The following is a 21,523-nucleotide window of genomic DNA, read 5'->3' as shown; positions in this document are numbered from 1 at the left end:
CCATGCGTTGCTACCTGATCCTGCTCTTCGCCGCTCTTTGGCTGAATCTTTCACCCGCGCCGGCCGACGAACCGAAGCCTCGTCACGCCGAGTCGTCCGTCAAATCGAGTCGGGCGGAAAAGTCAAAAGCCCCGTTGTCTCAGGCGGAACGCGAAAAGTTCGCGCTTGGCTTCGTCAAGCAGCATCATTCTGAGCTGACCAGCCTGCTCGAACAGCTCAAGGCGATGAGGCCCGAAGAATACAGCCGAGCGATCGGCGAGTTGTTTCAGGTGAGCCAATCGCTCGAAACGCTCAAGAAGAACAATCCCCCGCTGTATGAAGTTAGCCTGGAATTCTGGAAGGCCAAGTCCAAAGCGGAATTGCTCGCGGCAAGACTGATCAGCTCGCCTTCGCCCGAGTTGGAGAGCCAGTTGCGGCTCGCGCTCGAGAATCAGGTCGACCTCGAGATTCGCAAACAAGAACTCCTCGAAGAGCAGCTCAGGGCTCGCCTGAGCCAGATTGAGAAGACGGTCAAACGTCTCAAAGATAATCGAAACCGACAGATCGATAATCGTTTGCTGGAACTTCAAAAGAAGGTTCGCCGCGCACGGCGTCAAGACGGTGGCAAGTCCGCCCCGGCCAAGCCCGTCCGTGCCAAGAAGGAGACCGAGGCATGAACGATCGTTACGCCAAGCAGCTCAGCGCCGCGTTGGTGCTGGTCGCTTTGACGACGTCGGCGTCGTACGGAGAGTTAGTCCGCCCGGTCAAGGATCGGTTCGCCGTTCCCGAGGTCGAGGAGGTCCCCGATTTCCAGCGGCATATCCTGCCGCTGATGGGGCGTTTGGGCTGTAACGCACGCGCTTGCCATGGCTCGTTCCAGGGGCAGGGGGGGTTCCGGCTCTCTCTCTTCGGCTATGACTTCAAAATGGATCATGATGCCCTGCTCAAAGAGGGCTCCGCGCGGGTAGATCGGGACGACCCTGAGGCGAGCAAGATCATCCAGAAGCCGACGCTGGCCATTCCCCATAAGGGGGGCAAGCGGATGGACGAGGAAAGCTGGCAGTATCGCATGCTCGTGCGCTGGATCGATCAAGGGGCCAAGGGGGTGACGAACCCCGCTCATTTCGAGCGGCTCGACGTGACGCCGACCGAGGTTGTCTTCGCTCGCGAAGGGGAGCAAGTCCCCCTCAAGGTCGTTGCGCACTGGTCCGACGGCAGCCAGGAGGACGTGACCTGCATCAGTCGGTTCCGGACCAACGATGAGTCGATCGCCGAGGTCGACCAGGATGGGCTGATCACGAGCAAGGGGAAAGGGGACACGCACATCGTCGCCTTCTACGACAATGGGCTGGCGGTGACCCAGATCCTCTCGCCCGTCTCGGAACAGGTGGGCCCGAAGTATCCTGATGTGCCGACTTCGACGAAGGTCGACGAATTGGTCGTGAACAAACTGCGCAAGCTGGGTGTGGTTCCCGCCGAGCTCTGCTCGGACTCTGAATTCCTCCGCCGTGTCAGCATCGACATGACGGGAACCATGCCTGCTCCCGACGAGGTCAACGCGTTCCTTGCGGATGCATCGCCCAAGAAGCGCGAGCAGAAGGTGGACGAACTGCTCTCACGGCCGACTTATGCCGCCTGGTGGACGAACAAGCTCTGCGATATCACTGGAAATTCGCCGCGTGCGCTCCAGATGCAGGTGAATACCGACCAGCCCTCCCGGTTCTGGTACGAATGGATCTACCGCAGAGTTGAGGAAAACACGCCCTACGACCAGTTGATCGCCGGCATCGTCACGGCATCCAGCCGGAAGCCGGGCCAGAGCTATGAAGAGTTCATCAAGGAAGAAAGCAGTTACTTCCGAGCGGAGGACCCGCCCGCTTATAGCGAGCGAGAGACGATGCCCTACTTCTGGGCTCGTCGCAACATGCGGCAGCCCGAGGAGAAAGCGCTCGGCTTCAGCTACAGCTTCCTTGGCGTCCGGCTGGAGTGTGCCCAGTGCCACAAACATCCGTTCGATCAGTGGACCCAGGACGACTTCAAGCAGTTCACCGAATTCTTCCGCCCCATCCGTTATGCGGTGGGCCCGGAAAAGGAGTCGCGTGAGGTCGTCAAGAAGCTCACCGAGGAGCTCGGACTCGCGAAAACGACCAATGGTGGCGAGCGTCGAAGAATTCTCGAAAAGCAGATGAAGAAAGGGAATCCGATCCCTTGGCAGGAAGTCTTCGTCACCAAGGGGAACCGTAACGCAGGCCGGCGCGGTCAGGAGAACGCTCCGAAAAACGGCGGGGGCCGAGTTGCGACTCCGAAGCTGCTCGGAGGTGACGAGGTTTCTCTCGCGAGCGTTAAAGACCCTCGCGAACCGCTCATGGAGTGGATGCGGAATAAGGAGAATCCTTACTTTGCCCGCGCCTTCGTCAACCGGGTCTGGGCCAACTACTTCGGGAAGGGGATCATCAACCCGCCTGACGATATGAACATGGCTAACCCGGCCAGCAATGAGGCGCTGCTGGATTATCTGGCGAAGGGCTTCCTCAGCCACAACTTCGACATGAAGTGGTTGCATCGTGAGATCGCCTTGAGCGATACGTATCAGCGAAGCTGGAAGACCAACGAGACCAACCGGCTTGACGAGCGGAACTTCAGTCGTGCCATGGTTCGCCGGCTGCCCGCCGAGGTCTTGATCGACGCCGTGACCCAATCGACGGCCTCGTCGACCGACCTCATCAAGCTGGCCTCCGCGGGCACCGACCGCGCGATCGGTTCCAAGGGAAGCGGGAGCTATCGCCCCGGCAATAACCAGTACGCAGGCAAAGTGTTCGGCCGCTCGACTCGTGACACCAACTGCGACTGCAACCGGTCGGACGAACCCAACCTGCTCCAGTCGATCTATCTCCAGAACGATCAGGAAGTGCTCGCCTCGATCGTTCGCCCCAAGGGTTGGCTTGGTGAGGTGCTCCGTCCCGCCCGTAAAGAGGACAAGGACAAGGCGACCCCGATCGATTCGGAAAAGATGATCCGCGAGGCCTATCTCCGAACACTCGGGCGGAACCCGGCAGAGAACGAGGTCGCGATCGCGCTCGACCACCTCAAGCAAGTGAAGAATGAAGGCGATGGGCTGCGCGACCTGCTCTGGGCGTTGCTCAACACCAAAGAATTCATCACGAACCATTGAGCGGGCGGTTCGTTCGGATTTTGGCCCTGTCCCCGTTCAGGGGGCAGGGCTTCACGGATCATCTTCTGAATTCAGACGATCAATTCACGATCTCGCAAGGGAGACGTTTCCATCATGGCGACGAACCAGTACTGCGACGGGGTCCGGCGACGTGACTTCTTGAAGCTCGGAGTCCTCGGCGTCTCGGGGATGAGTCTCGCGAATTACTTCCGGTTAGCAGAGGCCGGAGAGATCCGGGCGGGCAAGGCCACCTCGGCGATTTTCATCAATCTCGCGGGCGGTCCGTCTCACATGGACACGTTCGACTTGAAGCCGAACGCCCCCAAAGAGTTTCGAGGGGAATTCAACCCCATTGAAACCAACGTGCCGGGCGTCGAGATCAGCGAGCACCTGCCCAAGCTGGCGCAGTGCGCCGACAAGTTCGCGCTCCTCCGAGGCGTCAGCCATAGCCTCGCCGCGCACGACCTTGGCAGTCAGTATATGAACACAGGCAACCGTCCGATCCCTTCGCTCCAGTTCCCTGGGCTAGGCTGCGTCGTGACCAAGGAGTTGGGTGGACCTCGTGACTTGCCCCCCTTTGTCGCGATCCCGAACACGCCGCAAGTGCCTGGCTACCTTGGCGTCGAGTACTCCCCGTTCAATACCACGAATGCACCGCGGGCCGGCCAGCCCTTTGCCGTCAGAGGGATCTCGCTCGGTCGTGGACTCACGGTGGAAGATATCGAGACGCGTCGCAATCTTTTGAAGAATCTCGACACCACGTTCCGAGGTTTCGAGTCGGAGAGCGACCTGGTCAACGGCCTCGATAAGTTCTCCCAGCGCGCCTATGACATCATCAGCTCGCCGCGGTCGCGCAAGGCGTTCGATATCAGTCAGGAGTCGCCCAGTATTACCTCACTCTTCAACGACAAGCCATTTGCGCAGAGCTGCTTGCTGGCAAGTCGGTTGGTGGAGAGTGGTGTTCGATTCGTCAGCGTGTCCAGCGGTGGCTGGGACACTCACGTGCAGAACTTCGATAACCTCAAGACCAAGCTACTCCCCGATCTCGACAGCGCGATCTCCGGCCTCTTCACCGCGTTGGCCCACAAGGGGCTGCTCGAGACCACGATCGTCTGCGTGACCGGAGAGTTCGGCCGTACGCCCAAGATCAACGTCAATGCCGGCCGCGATCACTATCCGCGTGCCATGTTTGTGTTGCTGGGAGGTGGCGGCATCAAGGGGGGCCAAGTCGTTGGCGCCAGCGATGAAAAAGCGATGGGCCCAGCCTCCGGCGACGGGATCACCCCCGACCAGGTGGCTGCCTCGTTCTATCATAGCCTCGGAATCGACGTTCAGAAGGAGTACAAGACCAATACCGGCCGTCCGATCGCGATCGCACGGTACGGAGCTCCGATCAACGAACTCTTCTCCTGAGCCAAACGCCTTCGAGCTGACTCGGTGCTGAGTGCTGACTCGAAGTCAGAACGGAGCGGAAAGCAGAGAGGGTTCATTGCAACGGCCCAAGGAGAGTGCTCGAGCCGCTGTGCTCGTCTTCTCTCTGGACCGTTGCGGTGAACCCTCTCAGGCTTTTGGAAAGGACTATTAGCGAGCGTCGATCAGGTTCCGAAGCGTCTTGATGTGCTGGGGGATGGCCTTCATCGGATCTTCCGCAGCCTCGTATTCGAGAACGACATAGCCGGAATAGCGAGCCTTGCGGAGGATGTCGATCACCTTGCCGAGATCCGCCTCTTCCTTCTTCTGACCCTTGCGGCTGATCTCCGTCTTGACCTGAACGTTGACGGCGTAAGGGGCCAACTCGGCCAGGTCGGCATACGGGTCTTCGCCGTGGAAGTTGCCTGTGTCCAGGTTCACGCCGAAGTTGGGGGCGTCGACGGCCTTGACCAGCTTCAGCAGTTGTGCGGGGGTGGCTGTAATCCCCCCGTGATTCTCGAGCGCGAGGGTGACGCCCCGCTCGGCCGCGTAAGGCAATGCGGCCTTGATGCCGGCGATGGCGCGTTCGACCGCCTTGGCTTCGTCATCCCCCTTGGGCACAGTACCGGCGAAGATCCGGATCACAGGGGCGTCCATCTCCGCGGCACGGTCCACCCAGGTCCGCACCAACTCCATCTGCTTCTCGCGTGCTGGGCCCTCAGGCACGCAGAAATTGTTGCCAACCGAAGTCCCCGAGATATCCAGCCCCAGCAAGAAGGCGTGCTGCTTGAGCCGGTGCAGGTACTCGGGCGTCACGTCGGCCGGAAAGTAGTACGAGGTCAATTCCACACCGTCGAGCCCCATGTCGGCGGCGAGGTTGACGAAATCGAACAGATCCATCTTGGGCTGTTTGCCCTGAAGGAACTGGCGATAAGAATAGGCAGCAAGGCTCAGCTTTAAATGGCTCGGTCGAGTTCGGCCGATCGCTGGGATGGCCCACGCGCTCCGAGCCGCAAGGAGGGAGCTACTTACGGTCCAGGCCGCACTACGAAGGAAGTTTCGTCGAGTCGTCGGCTGCATCGAAAGCCTCATCGGTGGGAAAGAAAGAACGCCGCGATCGGGATGCGGGTCCCGATCATAGCGCAGCGCCTTTCCGTTCGCCACTCAGCGGCTGGAAAAGCCGTCGGACTGCTTTCGATTTTTTTCGTTCCTCAGTACTCAGTCTTCCAGCTCGGAAAGCGCCTCATTGACCTCGCGATCGAGCTGCCGGTAATTCCCTGCCTCACCCAGGGGAGGGGCACCCTTGTAGGGCCATTCGGTCCGGGACCCTTCGTCGATCGAGAAATCGTCCTCAGCGCGAGCTCTGCGGGTTTCTGGGTCGGTCTGCGAGCGCGAGCGCAGGTAGAGTTTGATCGGGATGTCGTGGAACGGCAGTTTCTCACGGAAGAAGTTGAGGAGATAACGCTGATAGGTCGCGTCAAAGAGTGAGGTGCTGTTCACGAACAGGACGATCGTGGGGGGCCCAGAGCTCACCTGAGTCGCGTAGTAAATTCGCGCTTGCCGGTTATCGCGACCCGCGGGAGGATGGGCCTCGACGGCTTCGCGAAGCACTCGATTCAAGGTTCCCGTACCGACACGTCTCTGAGCCTGCTTGTGCATCGATTGCGACAGGTTCAGCAGCGCCTTGACGTTCTTGCCGGTCTTCGCCGTGATGAACGCCAAAGGCATGTACGACATCGATCGGAACGCATGCTGGACGATGTGGGCGTACTTGGACATCGACCCTTGAATTCCCTGCTCGTCTCCCCCCGCAGTCATCAGGTCCCACTTGTTCACCGCGAAGATACAGGGCTTGTATTGCTTGGCGATGTAGTCGGCCATCTGCTTGTCGAGACGGGAGATTCCCTGGGTGGGGTCGAGAAAGAGCAAGACGACGTCGGCCCGTCGAATCGAACGCTCGGCGCGGTGGACCGAGTAAAAGTCGAGACTTTCGCGAATCTTCGCTTTTCGCTTCACCCCCGCAGTATCGATCGCCGTGAAGGGGAGGCCATCCAGTTCGAAGTGGACGTCAACCGAGTCTCGGGTGGTTCCGGGTCGTTCCGAGACGATCATGCGCTCGGCGCGGGCCAGCGTATTGATGAACGTTGATTTTCCGGTATTCGGCCGGCCGACGGCGGCGAGCTTCATCACGGAGTCGGCCGGCTTCATGTCATCGCCCGGCGGGAGCATCTTCTCGATGAGCTTGAGCAGTTCTTTCTTGTTTCGGTTCTGTTGAGTCGAGATCGCGATCGGCTTTCCTCTTCCGAGCTTGTAAAACTCGGCGCCCCGCTGATCGAACTCGGGAGTGTCCGCCTTGTTCATCACGAGGATGACAGGAGTACTGACGTAACGGAGCCGCCGGGCTACCTCTTCATCGAGAGGCATCAACTCGTCGCGGATATCGACGACGAACAGGAGGAGATCGGCCTCGGTGACGGCGGTCTCGATCTGCCGGTCGACGTCGTCGGACAGGTCGTCGCGGTCGACCATGCCTACGCCACCTGTATCCATCAACTCAAAGAAGCGGGGATTGGTTTCATCCCCCACCTGCGCCAGGGCTCCCACCCGGTCGCGAGTGACCCCTGACATGTCGTCCACGATGGCAATACGACGACCCGCAAGCCAATTGAACAGCGAAGATTTACCGACATTGGGCCGTCCAACGATGACGACTTTAGGAATAGGCATGAGAACGTCCATGACCTTTCGCCAGCGGCTGGGCTGGGCCCGCGCGATACATGGGAGCGCGGTTGGAATGGAGAGAAACGATGACTCTGGGCTTGGCCTTGCCTCGGCATCGAGCGATCACAACATTGCCATGCACCAACTCCGTCAATTATAAGGGGTGTGAGTCGGTTACGGCAAACGGGCCTGTACGCATTTTCTGGCGTTTTCGTTCCGCGGGTGCCCACTTCTGAGCAGATTCATCAGGAGAACTGGGAGAAATTGTCGGCCTAATCAGGTTTTGCCTTCGACTTGAATCGGGCGCGATCATGCCCGACTCTGGAGCTGAACGGTTTTGCGCGGTGGTCCCCGAGACGTTTCGGAGCCGGTCTTTCTTCTTCGAGAGAGTTCGATCATGATAGATCGGATGAACGATGAAGACGGCTTTCGCGTGCTTGACGGCGTGGCGCTGGTGATGGGTGCCGCGGTCGGCTCGGTGCACCTTCGAGAGATCATTCGCGAGAACCTGACCGGCTTCGGCTGGGGGCTCATTTGGTGCACATTCACTTGGATTTCGCTCACGGCGACTGGTCCTTTTCTTTTTTTGGTACGCCGGTTCGCCCGTCAGGTCCCGGGGTATCCTCGTGTTGGCGATAGTCTCTGGGCGTTGCTCGGATTTCCCTGGCTGTTAAGCGCACTGCTACGATCGACCATCGGCGATGGGACATCCGCGTATGATGCGTCGTTTGCGATGGGGTTGATCGTGGGGCTGGCCATCGCGTCGTTGATCGCGCTCTGGGTAGTCTGGACGACGTGGGTTACGGTGTCTCCCGAACAGGCCGCTCGGACCGCATCGCTCCCCTGGACGAATCGGATCGGCCTGATGCTCGCCATTGCGTGGCCAGTACAGTGTGGGATTGGGCTGGTCGTGATCAGTTGATTCACTTGGTCGGGGCAGGTTTTGCTCTGGAGACCGCAGATGAACCTCCAGAGTAGTCCCAGGCAAGGGCTCCACCTTTTGGACCTCGCGGCCATGGTGGTTGGCTATAGTTTGGCGTCGGTTCTCGTTCGAGCGTTCTGGCCTGCCGTGGATGAGCCTTCGTTCCCCGTGCTGTGCGTTCTGGGGATCGTCTTCCTCTGGCTCGGGATGGCCATGAGTGGCCCGATCGTCATGCTGGGACACCGTCGTCCGAGTCGAGACCCGGAAGACTCCGACGCCCCCGAACCGCGCACCTGGGCCGAACTGGCCTGGCTGATCATTGGGTTTTATTGGATCGGCCTGACGATCTTGGTTGTGCCAGTCCGATTGCATCAGACCCGGGTGCTTGACTCGGCTGTGCTCGGCGTCTTTCCGGTTCTCGCGGCCGTAGGCTTGCGGGTGTTCCGGCCTTCGAGTATCAGCAGCCCTACGGGCCGCCGATACTGGACTCACGACGCGGCGATCGGTCTGCTCGTGACCTGGCCATTCGCCTGGGTCGCACTCATTATTCTGGGAAAGAGCCTGCCTTGAGTATCTCGTCGACGAAGGGGACCGTCTATTTCATCGGTGCGGGGCCGGGCGATCCCGACCTGATCACGGTGCGCGGTCGCGCCTTGATCGAGCGATGCCCGGTTTGCCTGTTCGCGGGCTCGCTGGTGCCCAGAGTGATCGTCGCTTGCGCGCCGAAAGAGGCGGTCGTCCGGAATTCGGCGAGTATGCACCTCGATGCGATCGTGGCCGTGATGGCAGACGCAAGCGCGGAGGGGAAGGATGTGGCACGAGTCCACTCGGGCGACCCGAGCCTGTACGGGGCGATCGCCGAGCAGATGAGGCGGCTCGACGAACTCGACGTCCCCTACGAGGTCGTCCCGGGCGTCAGCTCGTTCCAAGCCGCCGCGGCCGCGCTCAAGATTGAGTTGACCCCGGCCGGAAAAAACCAGTCGGTGATCCTGACCCGGACGGCGGGAAGGACGGGCGTTCCGGAGGTCGACGACCTGGCCTCACTGGGGAGCCATCGGACCGGAATGGCACTTTTCCTCTCGGCCGATCAAATGGCCGAGGTTGTCGTCGCGCTTCAGCCGAGCTACGGACCGGATGCCCCCGTGGTCGTGGCCTATCGAGTCGGTTGGCCCGATCAGCAATTCCTGAGATGTTCGCTTGCCGAGGTCGCCGCGCAGATGACGAGCGCTGGGATCACCCGAACGGCCTTGATTTTCATCGGCCCGATGGTTGACTCTGCGCCCGCGTTGGAGAGCCACTTATACAACAAGAGTTACAGCCACCTCTTCCGTAAAGGGGCTACCGACAATTCCAACAGCGATCACGAGGCTGCCTCGACGGATCTCGCCAACTGACTTCGAGACCAATTGATCCCGGCGGCCCGGCCCGGGACCGCGATACTGGTAGTGATTTTCATCATGACTACACCCGCGGTGATTGTGGCCGGCACGCATTCCGGCTCGGGAAAAACGACGGTCACACTCGCAATCCTGGCCGCGCTCACCCGACGAGGCGTCCGGGTTCAGGGCTTCAAGGTCGGGCCTGACTTCATTGACCCAGGTCATCATACCCGGATCACCGGCCGGCCGAGCCGGAATCTCGACACCTGGCTACTTGACCCGACTGCGCTGGCCGAGACGTACCGCAACGGAACGATCGGATCTGACCTGGCGGTCATTGAGGGTGTCATGGGATTGTTCGACGGGCGCGGAGGGCTGGATGAGTCGGGATCGACGGCCGACCTGGCGCGGCTCCTGGGGTTGCCTGTCGTGCTCGTCGTCGATGCTCGAGGCCTGGCTCGTTCGATTGTTCCCCTGGTTCTCGGTTTTGCCCGGTTCGATGAGTCGGTGCGAGTGAAAGGGGTTGTCGCCAACAACGTCGGCAGCCATCGCCATTTTGCCGAGTACCTTGCCCCGGGTCTTCGGGCCGACACACCTGATCTCAGTCTGCTCGGCTACCTGATGCGCAATGAATTGCTCTCGATCCCTTCGAGGCATCTTGGACTCTGGACCGCGGAAGAGCTGGCTCTTGACTCGTCGCTTGCCAATGCGCTGGCCGACGTGGCCGAGTCGACCTTGGACCTCGATCGGTTGGTCGAGCTGGCTCGAGTGCCTGACCTTGCTCCCCCTCCCCCTCCCCCTCAAAATGTGGCGCCTGCTTCAGCAGCACGGCCGACAATTCGAGTTGGACTGGCTCGCGATTCTGCGTTCTGCTTCTACTACGAAGATAATCTCGACCATCTCCGCGCAGCGGGTGCGGAGATCGTCCCGTTTTCGCCGCTCCTTGATCCAGATTTACCTCCTGGGATCGACCTGCTCTACCTCGGAGGAGGGTATCCCGAGATCCACGCGGCTCGCCTCGCAGCCAATCTCGCGATGCGTTCGTCGATTCGGAGCTTTCATGCCCAAGGCGGAACCATCCTGGCCGAGTGCGGCGGGATGATGGCCTGTACGGAGGTGCTTCGCGACCTCGAGGGGAAGGATCACGCGCTCTGGGGGCTCATCCCCGCTCGCGCGGTCATGCAGTCCAAGTTCGCGGCACTGGGCTATGTCTCGGTGATCGCGGAGCGGGATACGGTGTTGGGCTGCGAAGGGACGACCGTCCGGGGCCATGAATTCCACTATTCGCAGCTCGAGCCGCAGGCGTCACTTCGTTATGCCACGAGTCTGAACCGTCCGGGGCGCGAGCCGAAACCGGACGGGGTTCAGATCGGCGGGCTGCTGGCTGGATACGCCCACCTTCATTTTGGTTCTAACGAGCGAGTGGCCGCAAACCTCATCGAGTCCGCCAAGACCTCGTGGTGATACCGCCGCCCCCCCTCGATCCGTCATCAAACGGCCGGAACGAGCCGCCCGATGGCGCCTTGGATGTCCTTCATCTTGACGGGCTTGACGAAAACGATCAGCCGGTCATCGACGGGGAGCCGTTGCTTGAGACTCGCCTGTTTCGGCCCAAGCAAGACGACGGCCGCGAGGTCATGTTCGTCCTCGTGGGCTTTGTCGTGCATGTCGATGAACGCATCAATCCCTTCATCGCCGAAGCCGTCGATGTCGAAGATCACCGCGTCCGGAGTCGTCTCGCGGTAACGCTCCGCCGCGCGCTCGGCATCGCTCACGAGAATGACCCGATAGCCCAACTTCGAGAGCGACTTACGGAAGGCGTCCTGGATCTCGCTTTGGGTTTCGACGCAGAGGATGTGCTTTTGTTGGATCGCCTTGATCTCATAATCGAGATGGTCCGGCTCGGGCTCAGGCTCGTTCGCGACCTCGATTGCGACCTCCGCCACCGGGGTCTTCTTGGGCTCGGCGACTGGGACGGGCTCGATCTCTTTGTAGGTAAAGAGTGAATCAAAGTCAAACTCGTCCGACTTCCTGCCTTCAGCGTCCGTCTCTTCGACGCTGCCGGCGGATGCGCTCTGCTGCTGGGTTTGAAACGCGAGGAGGTCCTTGTGAACGTCTGACATCAACTGGTACCGGGCCTTCACATCGACTTTCATCATCTTCTCGATGATTCGAGTCAGCTCCGGATCAGGAGCATGTCGCTGATCGCTCAACGGCTTGATCGCGCCGAAGCTGCGTTTGAGCATCTTCTGCAGGGGGTCTTTTGATTCCACCTCGGCCATGGCCAGTTGACCGGTGAGCATCTGGTAGAAAACGCAGCCCAAGAAGTAGATGTCAGACCGCGGATCCCCCTTGGGACTATTACAGGTTCGTTCCAGCGCAGAGTAATCCACGGTTCGTTGGTTGAGCGATGCGGACTTTGAGCTGTCTCCCTCAATCGTCGCGAGCCCGAAGTCGACGAGTTTGGCGGTGCCGTTGTTGCTGATCAGAATGTTGGTTCCCTTGATATCACGGTGGGTCACTCCGTTCTCAAAGGAATATTGCAAGCCCGCGGCAAGGCCGATCATCATCGGGAGGGCCGCGGCGGCATCGATCCGTGTCCGAATCCTCAAGAGATCGCGGAGGTTCGTCCCTTCGACGTACTCCATCATCATGTAATGCTTTTTATCTTCCTCACCGAAATCGAGAATCTGGACGATGTTCGGGTGAACGAGCTTCATTCCGGCTTCGGCTTCCTTACGAAACCGGGAGATCGCGTCGGGATCGGAAACGAAGCGCTGGCGGAGCACCTTGATGGCGACCGAATTGCCTCCGATCATCCGCTGGCCCCGATAGACGCGGGCAAACGTACCTTCGGCGATATGAAAGAGGACCTTGCAGCCGCCGTAAAAGAACCCCGAAGGGTCTCCCTTCTGAAGTCGCTCGACTTGCCAACTCGTGAGCAGCCCCTTGCGGAGCAACACGCGCAGGAGCGACTCGGGAGAGCCATCCTCGGCTTCAAGCCTCGCTTGCATTGCCTGATCTTTGTCAACCAGTCCGATCATCAAGGCCTGCTCGGCCAACGTCTCGGCATCATAGTCTGGCATCGGAGAGGGTTCCTGCTCTGACCGGTCGTCAAACGAAGAGGTGGCATTCTGCGCGGGAGCTCGACTTCTCTATTTTATCAGAGCAGCGGCCGGTCGCAACGTCTGGCAAGATCAACTGTTTCGCGCATCTGGGTTCATGGAACCCACGTTCCGCACGTCTCGGGTTGATTCTCTCCGGCTTTTCGGCGGCCGGAGAGTCGAAACAAGGACTCCGCCCGAGCTTTGGCGACCGGAACCACAATCGAAGGTCTGTTCTTGCTCTGGCCGGTCTCGGAACAGTAGGCCGGGCAAAAAAAGTTGGCAACCTCGCCTAAATCGATTTTTGGAAGGCCCCAAGGCGTTGAGGCGAGGGCCTGATCGATCTTCCCTGATACGACGGCGCAAAGTTCCTGGGGGCCGGAGTGCCGCCGGCTGCGCGTCGAGAGACCCCCGTGCCTTACGTCATTGATCTTCGTGGGCCAATCAGATCTGCGGCCGGAGGCTCATCCTACGGACCTTTCCCGCCGGCTGACGGCACTCGAATTGAGCCTGAAACGTGAGGAAATGGATCGTTGGAAATTGAAAGTTGGTGGGTGGGCCGTGGCCACCCTGCAAGGGATCGTTGGGTCTCCGATAACACCACGGCCGAATGCGTTGAAGAAGGGGAATAGAAGTTTGGCGAAGCTCTCCGTTGGCAATGCCCTCCTCGGCCTGATGGTGCCGAAGCCGAGGCCGTGGCCCCGGCGACGGGTGACCTCGTCGGAGCCGCCGACCGGATTTATGGATAGGGCAGGGGGAACACCAAGTCGTCGACACCCCTTCGGCCACCCACCCCCACCGCGGCCTCCTCGCGGCGATCTGGCCCGACGCTGATCAGCAACCATTGCCCGGGCTTGGTCATTGGGCCTACGCCCGGGCGTGGAGATTGAAGGTCCAGCGTCGCAACATGATGCCCTGTGGACTGCCGATAGACGAATGGCCGGGCGGTGTACGGGTCAAGCGGCAAGTGGTCGAGGAGACCGGGGACCAGGACGTCGAGGGACTTGGGATAGGCCCCATTGTGCTCATAGTGCCAGGCTCGAAGCGCGATGACCTGGGCCAGTCCCCTGCGTCCCGCCATCGCGCGATTGAGGCTTGCGGAAAGCCAACCGTACGACAAGATCGTCGCGGCAAGCGGGCTCGCCTGCCGGATCTCCTGACTCCGTGGAGAAGCGTTGATATCAGACAATGGCTTCGACTCATCCGCCGATTCCGCGATCAGTCGTTTGAACTCCGCCCGGCAGACCCGCCGGGCCCGTTCGCGCTCCCACGAAGAGTAGAGCAACAGATTCTCGAAGACGCGCATCGGGAGCGATCGTGCGTGTGGACCATTAATCGCCGTTTCGAGCTCAGCGCCTGATAGGTCGAGGGCCCGCTCCACCATAGAAGCCTCTGCCTTTAACACATCGCCGAGCGTGGGGAAGGCCGGTAAAGCCCGGAGGTCGGCCAATGCCTTGCGGAGTAGGTCGGGCGATTGTTTGTCACTGACTGCCCAGTCGAGGGCCAGCCTCGTCGCCTGCCGATCGACCACGAGTGCGTTATGCGTTGTGAATGAAGTCGGGAGCAACCCAGTCAATTGCCGGGCAATCCGATATTGGGCGAGGATGTCCTCCCAGGCGCCAGGCAGGTCATGTCGTTTCAAGAGCCCGCGCCCGTGCTGCTCCAGCAGCCAGGCAAGTCGGATCATCTCCTCGCTCGTTGAATCAGGTATCGCTCCGACCAAGAAGAGAGGTTGGATTACGGACTTGGGTGGAGGTAGTTCCGTGGCCTTGTGGAGCTGATCGATAAGGTCCCGGTGCTCCTTGAGAGCTGTCTCGAACAGGTCGAAGTTCAAAGCCGGTCGCCCTATTGCTCCTGCGTCTTTGCCGGCCGTGCCACCAACCGCGAGGATTTCCTTGCCCAGCCGGCGATAAGCAGCTGGGCTGTCCGCGCCACCAAGCGCGAGGATTTCCTTGTCCAGACGGCGATAGGTAGCAGCAGTGGTGTCAGAGCCTGGCGGCGCGCTCTCGGCGGGCATCCTTGTTGCGACGAGTACAGGGCCGGGATCTGGCACGCCCCAGGCGCGGTAGGCGATGTACGCGACTGGAAAGACGACCAAGGGCACGGCCAGGTATCCGACCAATCGTAGCCATCGGGCCGGGCCGGTCCGGTCGTCAAGCCAGTCGCCGGCCCAAGCCCGGGAAATTCCCAGGATTGTCATGGGCGTGAGCAGGAGGCCCCAATGGGGAATCAAGCCCAGGATCGCCAAGCTGACCTGCAACGGCACAATCGACACCCAGATGAGCACCGCGATCATGCCCGCGGTAATCCGGCGACGGAACACCATCCCGGCGAGCGCTCCGATTGCGAAGGCATTCGCGAACGGGGAGACGACCGCGAATACACTCGCAATTGCGGCAAGGATACCAATCGGCAAAAACCGATGTTCTTGAGCGAAGAACCTTAGAGAGTCAAGTCGGTTCCACCAACCTGGCCAGCGGATCGAGAGGATGGCTAGCATGATCAATGCGGTCACTGCCAGCCCGTTTCCCCAAACCCTCATCGTTTTCGACCAGATCGGCCCTGGGCTAACTCCGAGATGGAGCAGGAACCGGTGCGATCCCGCCGCTGTCTCGCCGCCGAACACTGCGACTCCCGCCAGAAATGCCGCCCCGACACCGACGAGGGCCGCCGCCAGTTCCCCCTCGACCGACCTGTAGCTCATCTGCCACAAGGCCAGGATCCCCCAGCAGATCACCGAGGCGCCGAGCCATATCCAGAAGCATTCGCGCCTCGCCTTCCACATCAAGACCTTTGTGGGCGAAGCCGGCCGTGGCAGCAATGTCGTGGCGCGATTGGTCGCCAACTCGGCCGTTTCCTTGCTCGCGGAATGGGGAGACGTCCATCCCACGCGAGGTCGCCAGACGGTCGCGACAGCCGACGCGGCTAGAGCCAGCGCTCCCATCACCACCCGTGCGGGGATAACCGAATCCGAGATGAATTCGATCTTGGCCCCTCCGCTGGCGATGTACGAAACTTCGCCGACGCAGAAGAGGGCCAGGGCACCCGCGACCATCGGGTTTCCCACGAGTGACGACCAGAATAGGCCCCAGGCGACCGACTCAAACAAGAGCGTACCGTAGTGCCCAATGAATTCGGACTTCCCGGGGAGATCTTGCAGGTCGGTCGAGCCCAGGTATCCCAGGATGAGCATGATGAGAGACAGGCCGAGAGTCGAGGCCAGGGCAAACGTCGTTTTGCCCAGCCAGAGGACCTTGCGATCCACGGGAAGGGCGTCGAGCAGGCCGAGAGTCCCCGCCTCGCGCTCCCCGGCGAATGCTGCCGAGGCGGTCACCAACGCATAAATCGCTCCCCCAGCACAGGGCGATCAGCATCAAGACGCCGGATCGTAATCCTTCCGTCCCCGAAGCGAGCAGGATCCATTGCAAGCCGGCGCCGGCACCGAACAGGACCGGCCACGCCGGTCCCAGGGTCCGCGCTTCCTTCCACCACAAGCGGGCGATCATAAGGGAGGCTCCACGAAGGAGGATCGAGCGGGATCGGGGGCCACTTCATGCCAGAACGGCCGCGAGCGACGGGGTCCCGGTGGCCGGAACGCGCCGCCTCATGTAAGCGATGTAGATCTCCTCCAGGCCCGGTGTTTCCACCTCCAGGCCGGTCACCCCCGGCAAGTCCCGAAGCGCCTTGAGCGACTCGCGGTCGGCAGCGTGGATCAGCCAGCACGATTGCCTGGAGGCATCGTCGGCATCGATCAAGTGCCAGTCCGGGCCAAGCGGCAGACTGGCCGGGCGAGTCGGGCCGTCGAATGTGAGCGAGACCCGGAACGTTCGGGCCTTGAGCTCGTCGAGCGGCTCTGCCAGGATCAATTTCCCTTTGTGGACCAGGGCGACGTGGCTGGCGATCCGCTCGACCTCGGCGACTTGGTGACTCGACAGCAAGACCGTCCGGCCGCTCCCGGCCAAGTCGACCATACTCTCCAGGAACTCGCGGCGCACCAGAAGGTCGAGCCCCGAGGTCGGCTCGTCGAGGATCAACAGGCTGGGGTCGGGCGAGAGGGCTAACGCAAGTCCGACCTTGGCCCGCATCCCCTTCGATAACGCTTTGATCTTGCGGTCGGTCGGCAGGTCGAACCCTTTGATCAGGTCGGCATATCGGCCTTGCGTCCCCTCGGGACCGCCTGGAGCGTCGGGCCGGAACCCGGAGGCGAACCAGCCGATCTCGGTCGGAGTCATCCATTCATAGAGGGTCGGCGTCTCGGGCACATAACCGACCTTGCGACGGACCTCCTCACCCTTCTGACTCGGGTCGAGCCCGAGCACCTCGAGCCGACCCGCGTTGGGGGCGACCAGGCCGAGCAGCGCCTTGATCGTCGTCGACTTCCCCGCGCCGTTCTCGCCCAAAAGGCCGAAGACCGAGCCAGTTGGCACGTCGAAGCTCAGGCCATCCACGGCCGGCCGGCCTCGATACCGGACGGTCAGCCCATCAATGCGAATTGCGTTATCCTCGCCCATCGACCACCCCCGTCCCGTTGGTGTCGCCGACCCCGTCCCCGTTGCTACGCCCCCACTCCTCGTGGAGGATCGCCTCGATCTCGTCGCGCGGAAGATTGCTCCGCCTCGCCTCGTCGAGGGCCTCGCGGAGCCGCCGCCGGACCGTTGCTTGGCGGTCGTCGCGGCAGAGCACCGGCGCGCCCGCCGCGACCTGCAAACCGGTCCCACGCACCGATTCGAGGATCGTCTGCCCTTGGAGGTCGCGGTAGGCCCGCGCCACCGTGTTTGGGTTGACCACCAGCTGCTTCGACAACTCGCGCACCGACGGGATCAACTCCCCCGGCCGCAACAGCCCCGCCGCCACCGCATTTTTGACCTGGTCGGCGATCTGCGCGTAGATCGGCCGGCCGTCAGTCGTGTTGAGCTGGAAGAGCATCACGTCCCCCCAACCACTGTGTCAGTGAACTGATACAGTGTGCGTGTGAAGCTGATCGGAGTCAAGTCAGAAATGGAGCGAGCGTCCTTTTGCCTGCGCGGGGTGGCTGGGACCGGTTTCTCGCTCCCATCTCGCCGATTCGAGTGGACCGCGAGTGCGGCGAAGGGACTCGAAGTTGGTTGACACCCTTGGTCAACTTGCCTATCGTTAACCCAATCCGTTCGACGGTAAGCGGTTTCGATCACATGCCTGATTGCGAGACTATGAGCGTACGAACACGGTTCGCCCCCAGCCCGACCGGTTTTCTGCACATTGGCGGAGTGCGGACGGCACTTTTCAGCTGGCTACTTGCACGCCACTTCGGGGGCCAGTTCATCCTGCGGATCGACGATACCGACCAGGAACGGCACGTTGATAACGCCGTAAATCGGATCCTCGACGGGTTTCGCTGGATGGAGATGGATTGGGATGAGGGCCCTGAGGTCGGGGGACCACACGGTCCTTATTTCCAGTCGGAACGACATGACCTCTACACGCGGGCCGCGGCCAAACTCGAGGCCTCGGGTCACGTCTATCGCGACTATAGTACCCAGGCGGAGCGTGATGCCGATCGGGCCGAGTCGGATCGTGCGAAACGTGCGTACCGATTTCGCCGGAAAGAAGTCAGCGAAGAACAGCGGTTGCAGTATGAAGCGGAAGGCCGACCCTACGCGCTTCGATTTCAGGTGCCACTCGGACGCTCGGTTGTCGTCCACGACCTGATCAAGGGGGACGTGGAACAGAAGACCGAAGAGATCAGCGATTTCGTGATCGTCCGGCCCGACGGCACCCCGCTCTACAACTTTGCCAGTGTGGTCGACGACGCGGACATGGAGATCACCCATGTCGTTCGCGCTGAGGAGCACCTTTCAAACACATACACCCAGATTCTTGTTTTCGAAGCCCTGGGCTATACCCTGCCGGCCTTCGCCCACGTCCCCTACGTGGCCGAACCTGGTTCGCGGAAGAAAATGTCCAAGCGAAAAGGGGCTGAATACAAGGCAAACGATGTCTTTGTGTACCTGAGCGACTATGTCGAGCGGGGCTATCTGCCTCAGGCCATGATGAACTATCTGTCCCGACTCGGCTGGAGCCTGGACGATAGTCAGGAGATTTTCTCCCGCGCAGAGTTGATCGAGAAGTTCACGCTCGACCGGGTCAACAGCTCCCCCGCCAGCCATGACCCTGACAAACTCTTCTGGGTCCAGGGAGAGTGGATGAAAACGCTTCCGCTCGAGCAGAAGGTTGAGGGAGCCCTCCCGTTCTTGAAGCAGGAAGGACTCGTCTCCGAGCCGATTTCCGCCGAGGATCGCACCCGGATTGAAGCAGTCATCACTGCCCTGGGCGACCGGCTCAAGGTCTTCTCGGACATCGTCAAGCTCGGGCGTTACTTCTTTACCGACACACTGACGCACGACCCCGACGCGGTCAAGAAGCGGCTTCGTAAGGAGGGCGTCCCGGCCTTGCTGACGGCCCTGGATGGTGTGCTCGCCACCGTCGAGCCCTACGACCTCCCGACGCTGGAGAAAGCGATCCACGAGTTCGCGGAAACGAACAAGGTCCCGATGGGGCAGGTCGTCAATCCGCTCCGCGTGGCCACGACGGGGCAGGGGGTCGGTCCTGGGTTGTACGACTGCCTCGCCATCCTTGGCCGTGACTCTTGTCGGGCCCGAATTGCGGCCACGATCGCCATGCTTGAGGCCGGTGCCGGTTGATCTCACGGAGTCTTTGTTCGACTGAAGCTCGACCTCGCGAGAATGCCCCATGTCGCACCGAAAACGCAATCTCACCATCCTGACCCTGGTGTTGGTTCTCGTTGCGACCGAAGTCGGACTTCAGTTGTTTCGCCTTCCGGTCGGTACCGTGCGGGTCGTCAACGAAGGTGGGGAACCGATCACGAACCTTCGCCTCGTCAGCGGGTCAAGCGAGGCAACCGTGGCAAAGCTCCCGGAGGGAGAAGCGGTGATGCTCTCCCTCCGAGGACGCGGTAAGCAGACCTTGGTCGTGACGTTCCAGCAAAAGAATAACCCGCTATCCAATTTTGAGATCCCGATCTTCGATCCTGCCTCGCTCCAGAGTGAGGGATTCACCCTCGTCCTCGTGATTCGTCAGAATGAGTACGAACGATATCAGGATGATGGTGAGCCTTCGATGTTGAGCCAGCTCACCTCTCGGACGCAGACTTGGCTGGTGAAGTCGATCGAGTCACCCCCGATGTTGAAATCTCAGTAACCCGGAGAATGTTCATGCCGTTGTTGGTTGTCGGTTCAATTGCACTCGATTCCGTGGAAACCCCTCATGGTATCGTGAAGGACGCACTGGGAGGGTCGGCGGTTTTCTTCTCGTATGCGGCCAGTTATTTCAGCCCGGTCCGGCTGGTCGGCGTGGTCGGGGAGGATTTCCCGACCGCTCACCGTGAAATGCTCGAAGGTCGCAAGGTGGACACGTCGGGTTTGATCGTCGAGAAGAATGGCGCTACGTTCCGATGGCGCGGTAAGTACGCGGGAGACATGAGCACGGCGGAGACCCTGGAGGTCCACCTGAACGTCCTGGGCACGTTCGACCCCGATCTCTCGCCCACCTTCGCCGACACTCCGTTCGTTTTCCTGGCGAACGGTAGCCCGGCGATGCAGCGCAAAGTCCTCTCGCAGACCAAGAAACGGCAACTCGTCGTGGCCGATACGATGAACTTCTGGATCGAGACCCAGCGTGACGAGCTCTACGCCCTACTCAAGGAAGTGGATGGCCTCTTCCTGAACGATGGCGAAGCGCGGATGCTGACCGATGAGATCAATCTCGTCCGGGCCGGTCAGAAGGTTCTCGAACTCGGACCGAAATTCGTCATCATCAAGAAGGGCGAGCACGGCGCCATGTTCCTCAGCGCGGAGGAATCGTTCGTGATGCCCGCGTTCCCACTCGCCGACGTGGTCGATCCGACCGGCGCAGGGGATAGCTTTGCCGGTGGGTTCATGGGCTACCTGGCCTCGGTCGGGAAAAGCGATCATGCCTCGCTCAAGACCGCGATGGCCTGCGGAACGGTCATTGCCAGTTTCAATGTCGAGGACTTCAGCCTGCGCCGATTCCAGCGTACCGAGCGCGACGAAATCGACAGTCGGCTCAATTCGTACCGCGGTATGATGAGTTTCTGATCGGCGATACGACGGGCGGGCCAATTTGATCCGCCCTCGTTCCACTTCTCGCCCCCTTGCGGATGTCTGATGCGCACAACCCGAACGTTCATCGCCATTCCCGTACCCGATGCGCTGAGTTCCAAACTCACGCGGCTTCAGACGCTCCTCGCTCCTGATTTGCCCGGGGTTCGCTGGTCCGTAGTCTCTCCCTTCCACCTGACGCTCGCCTTTCTGGGGGACGTCGAAGACACAGAGCTGAACAAGGTCTGCCGGACCGTGGAGGAAGTGGCGGCCGACTTTCCGCCGTTCGACCTCCTTCTGGAAGGTCTCGGAGTCTTCCCAAATCCGACCGAAGCACGAGTCCTCTGGGTGGGACTCTCCGGGCCCGGCCTGACCATCCTCCACGAAGTCCGAGCGGCGCTCGTGGCCGCGTTGGCAGCCGCGGGCTACCGCTGTGACGAGACATTCACCCCGCACGTGACCCTGGGGCGTCTGAAACGAAGCCGAGACGAACACCCCGACCTCACTCGCCAACTCAACCATTTCCGAACCTGGGCCGCCGGCTTGATCCACGCCACGGAGCTCGTCTCCTTCGCCTCAACCCAGAGCCATGAAGGGCCCGAATACGGCAGCCTGGCCAGAGCTCAGTTGAGGGGAAAAAAACGTCGATCAATCACTTGACGATGATCGCTCTTCGGCGATAAATTAGTGTTCTTGTGTACAGAATCGTGTTGGGATTT

At 60.9% G+C, this 21,523-nt stretch carries 17 protein-coding genes; 11 read left to right on the top strand and 6 right to left on the bottom strand.

From position 1 onward, the window contains the following. The first annotated feature begins 2 nt into the window (after positions 1–2). The 3 genes from V5E97_RS17830 to V5E97_RS17820 all read left to right on the top strand — a co-directional run bounded on the left by V5E97_RS17830 (position 3) and on the right by V5E97_RS17820 (position 4,564). Positions 3–656, top strand: a complete 654-nt coding sequence (locus tag V5E97_RS17830) for a hypothetical protein (RefSeq protein WP_406700641.1) — start codon at positions 3–5, stop codon at positions 654–656. Beyond that, positions 653–3,151 carry a DUF1549 domain-containing protein gene (locus V5E97_RS17825; protein ID WP_406700640.1) on the top strand — a complete coding sequence of 833 codons (2,499 nt, stop codon included), beginning with the start codon at positions 653–655 and terminating at the stop codon, positions 3,149–3,151. The genes V5E97_RS17830 and V5E97_RS17825 overlap by 4 nt, the downstream gene beginning before the upstream one ends. Positions 3,152–3,265: 114 nt before the next feature. Beyond that, positions 3,266–4,564, top strand: coding sequence for a DUF1501 domain-containing protein (locus V5E97_RS17820; protein WP_406700639.1), 1,299 nt, complete (start codon positions 3,266–3,268; stop codon positions 4,562–4,564). Between the two features lie 168 nt (positions 4,565–4,732). Here V5E97_RS17820 and V5E97_RS17815 read toward each other — a convergent pair whose 3' ends face one another. Together V5E97_RS17815 and der are read right to left on the bottom strand one after the other, a co-directional pair. Then, on the bottom strand, positions 4,733–5,641 hold the full coding sequence (locus tag V5E97_RS17815; protein ID WP_406700638.1) for a sugar phosphate isomerase/epimerase family protein: 909 nt from the start codon (positions 5,639–5,641) through the stop codon (positions 4,733–4,735). A 138-nt stretch (positions 5,642–5,779) separates the two neighbouring features. Then, positions 5,780–7,288: a ribosome biogenesis GTPase Der gene (gene der / locus V5E97_RS17810; RefSeq protein ID WP_406700637.1), complete on the bottom strand. Its 1,509-nt coding sequence runs from the start codon at positions 7,286–7,288 to the stop codon at positions 5,780–5,782. A 391-nt stretch (positions 7,289–7,679) separates the two neighbouring features. Here der and V5E97_RS17805 point away from each other — a divergent pair, with 391 nt between their 5' ends. The 4 genes from V5E97_RS17805 to V5E97_RS17790 all read left to right on the top strand — a co-directional run bounded on the left by V5E97_RS17805 (position 7,680) and on the right by V5E97_RS17790 (position 11,047). Then, positions 7,680–8,204: a hypothetical protein gene (locus tag V5E97_RS17805; RefSeq protein WP_406700636.1), complete on the top strand. Its 525-nt coding sequence runs from the start codon at positions 7,680–7,682 to the stop codon at positions 8,202–8,204. Between the two features lie 39 nt (positions 8,205–8,243). Beyond that, entirely contained in the window at positions 8,244–8,774 is a 531-nt protein-coding gene (locus V5E97_RS17800; protein WP_406700635.1) for a hypothetical protein, read from the top strand. Further along, the gene (cobM, locus tag V5E97_RS17795; protein ID WP_406700634.1) at positions 8,771–9,598 is read left to right on the top strand and encodes a precorrin-4 C(11)-methyltransferase; all 828 of its coding nucleotides are present in this window, start codon (positions 8,771–8,773) and stop codon (positions 9,596–9,598) included. The genes V5E97_RS17800 and cobM overlap by 4 nt, the downstream gene beginning before the upstream one ends. A gap of 63 nt (positions 9,599–9,661) precedes the next feature. Beyond that, the gene (locus V5E97_RS17790) at positions 9,662–11,047 is read left to right on the top strand and encodes a cobyrinic acid a,c-diamide synthase CobB (protein ID WP_406700633.1); all 1,386 of its coding nucleotides are present in this window, start codon (positions 9,662–9,664) and stop codon (positions 11,045–11,047) included. Positions 11,048–11,073: 26 nt separating this feature from the next. Here V5E97_RS17790 and V5E97_RS17785 read toward each other — a convergent pair whose 3' ends face one another. The 4 genes from V5E97_RS17785 to V5E97_RS17770 all read right to left on the bottom strand — a co-directional run bounded on the left by V5E97_RS17785 (position 11,074) and on the right by V5E97_RS17770 (position 17,613). Beyond that, positions 11,074–12,669, bottom strand: coding sequence for a protein kinase domain-containing protein (locus V5E97_RS17785; RefSeq protein WP_406700632.1), 1,596 nt, complete (start codon positions 12,667–12,669; stop codon positions 11,074–11,076). A gap of 757 nt (positions 12,670–13,426) precedes the next feature. After that, positions 13,427–16,021: a hypothetical protein gene (locus V5E97_RS17780; RefSeq protein WP_475297069.1), complete on the bottom strand. Its 2,595-nt coding sequence runs from the start codon at positions 16,019–16,021 to the stop codon at positions 13,427–13,429. Positions 16,022–16,238: 217 nt separating this feature from the next. Continuing rightward, the gene (locus tag V5E97_RS17775) at positions 16,239–17,198 is read right to left on the bottom strand and encodes an ABC transporter ATP-binding protein (RefSeq protein WP_406700630.1); all 960 of its coding nucleotides are present in this window, start codon (positions 17,196–17,198) and stop codon (positions 16,239–16,241) included. Beyond that, complete coding sequence (locus V5E97_RS17770; protein ID WP_406700629.1) at positions 17,185–17,613, bottom strand: GntR family transcriptional regulator; 429 nt, start codon at positions 17,611–17,613, stop codon at positions 17,185–17,187. The genes V5E97_RS17775 and V5E97_RS17770 overlap by 14 nt, the downstream gene beginning before the upstream one ends. Positions 17,614–17,876: 263 nt before the next feature. On the opposite strand from V5E97_RS17770, the gene gltX reads away from it, so the two are divergent. The 4 genes from gltX to thpR all read left to right on the top strand — a co-directional run bounded on the left by gltX (position 17,877) and on the right by thpR (position 21,464). Continuing rightward, positions 17,877–19,367: a glutamate--tRNA ligase gene (gene gltX / locus V5E97_RS17765; RefSeq protein WP_406700628.1), complete on the top strand. Its 1,491-nt coding sequence runs from the start codon at positions 17,877–17,879 to the stop codon at positions 19,365–19,367. Positions 19,368–19,416: 49 nt separating this feature from the next. Continuing rightward, on the top strand, positions 19,417–19,884 hold the full coding sequence (locus tag V5E97_RS17760) for a hypothetical protein (protein WP_406700627.1): 468 nt from the start codon (positions 19,417–19,419) through the stop codon (positions 19,882–19,884). A gap of 14 nt (positions 19,885–19,898) precedes the next feature. After that, on the top strand, positions 19,899–20,801 hold the full coding sequence (locus tag V5E97_RS17755; protein WP_406700626.1) for a PfkB family carbohydrate kinase: 903 nt from the start codon (positions 19,899–19,901) through the stop codon (positions 20,799–20,801). A gap of 69 nt (positions 20,802–20,870) precedes the next feature. After that, the gene (thpR, locus tag V5E97_RS17750; protein WP_406700625.1) at positions 20,871–21,464 is read left to right on the top strand and encodes an RNA 2',3'-cyclic phosphodiesterase; all 594 of its coding nucleotides are present in this window, start codon (positions 20,871–20,873) and stop codon (positions 21,462–21,464) included. The last annotated feature ends 59 nt before the right edge of the window (positions 21,465–21,523 follow it).

Origin of the sequence: Singulisphaera photorubra (genome assembly GCF_045290345.1) — a bacterium.
In the GTDB taxonomy this organism is placed as follows: domain Bacteria; phylum Planctomycetota; class Planctomycetia; order Isosphaerales; family Isosphaeraceae; genus Singulisphaera.
This window is presented reverse-complemented; position numbering and strand designations above follow the sequence as displayed.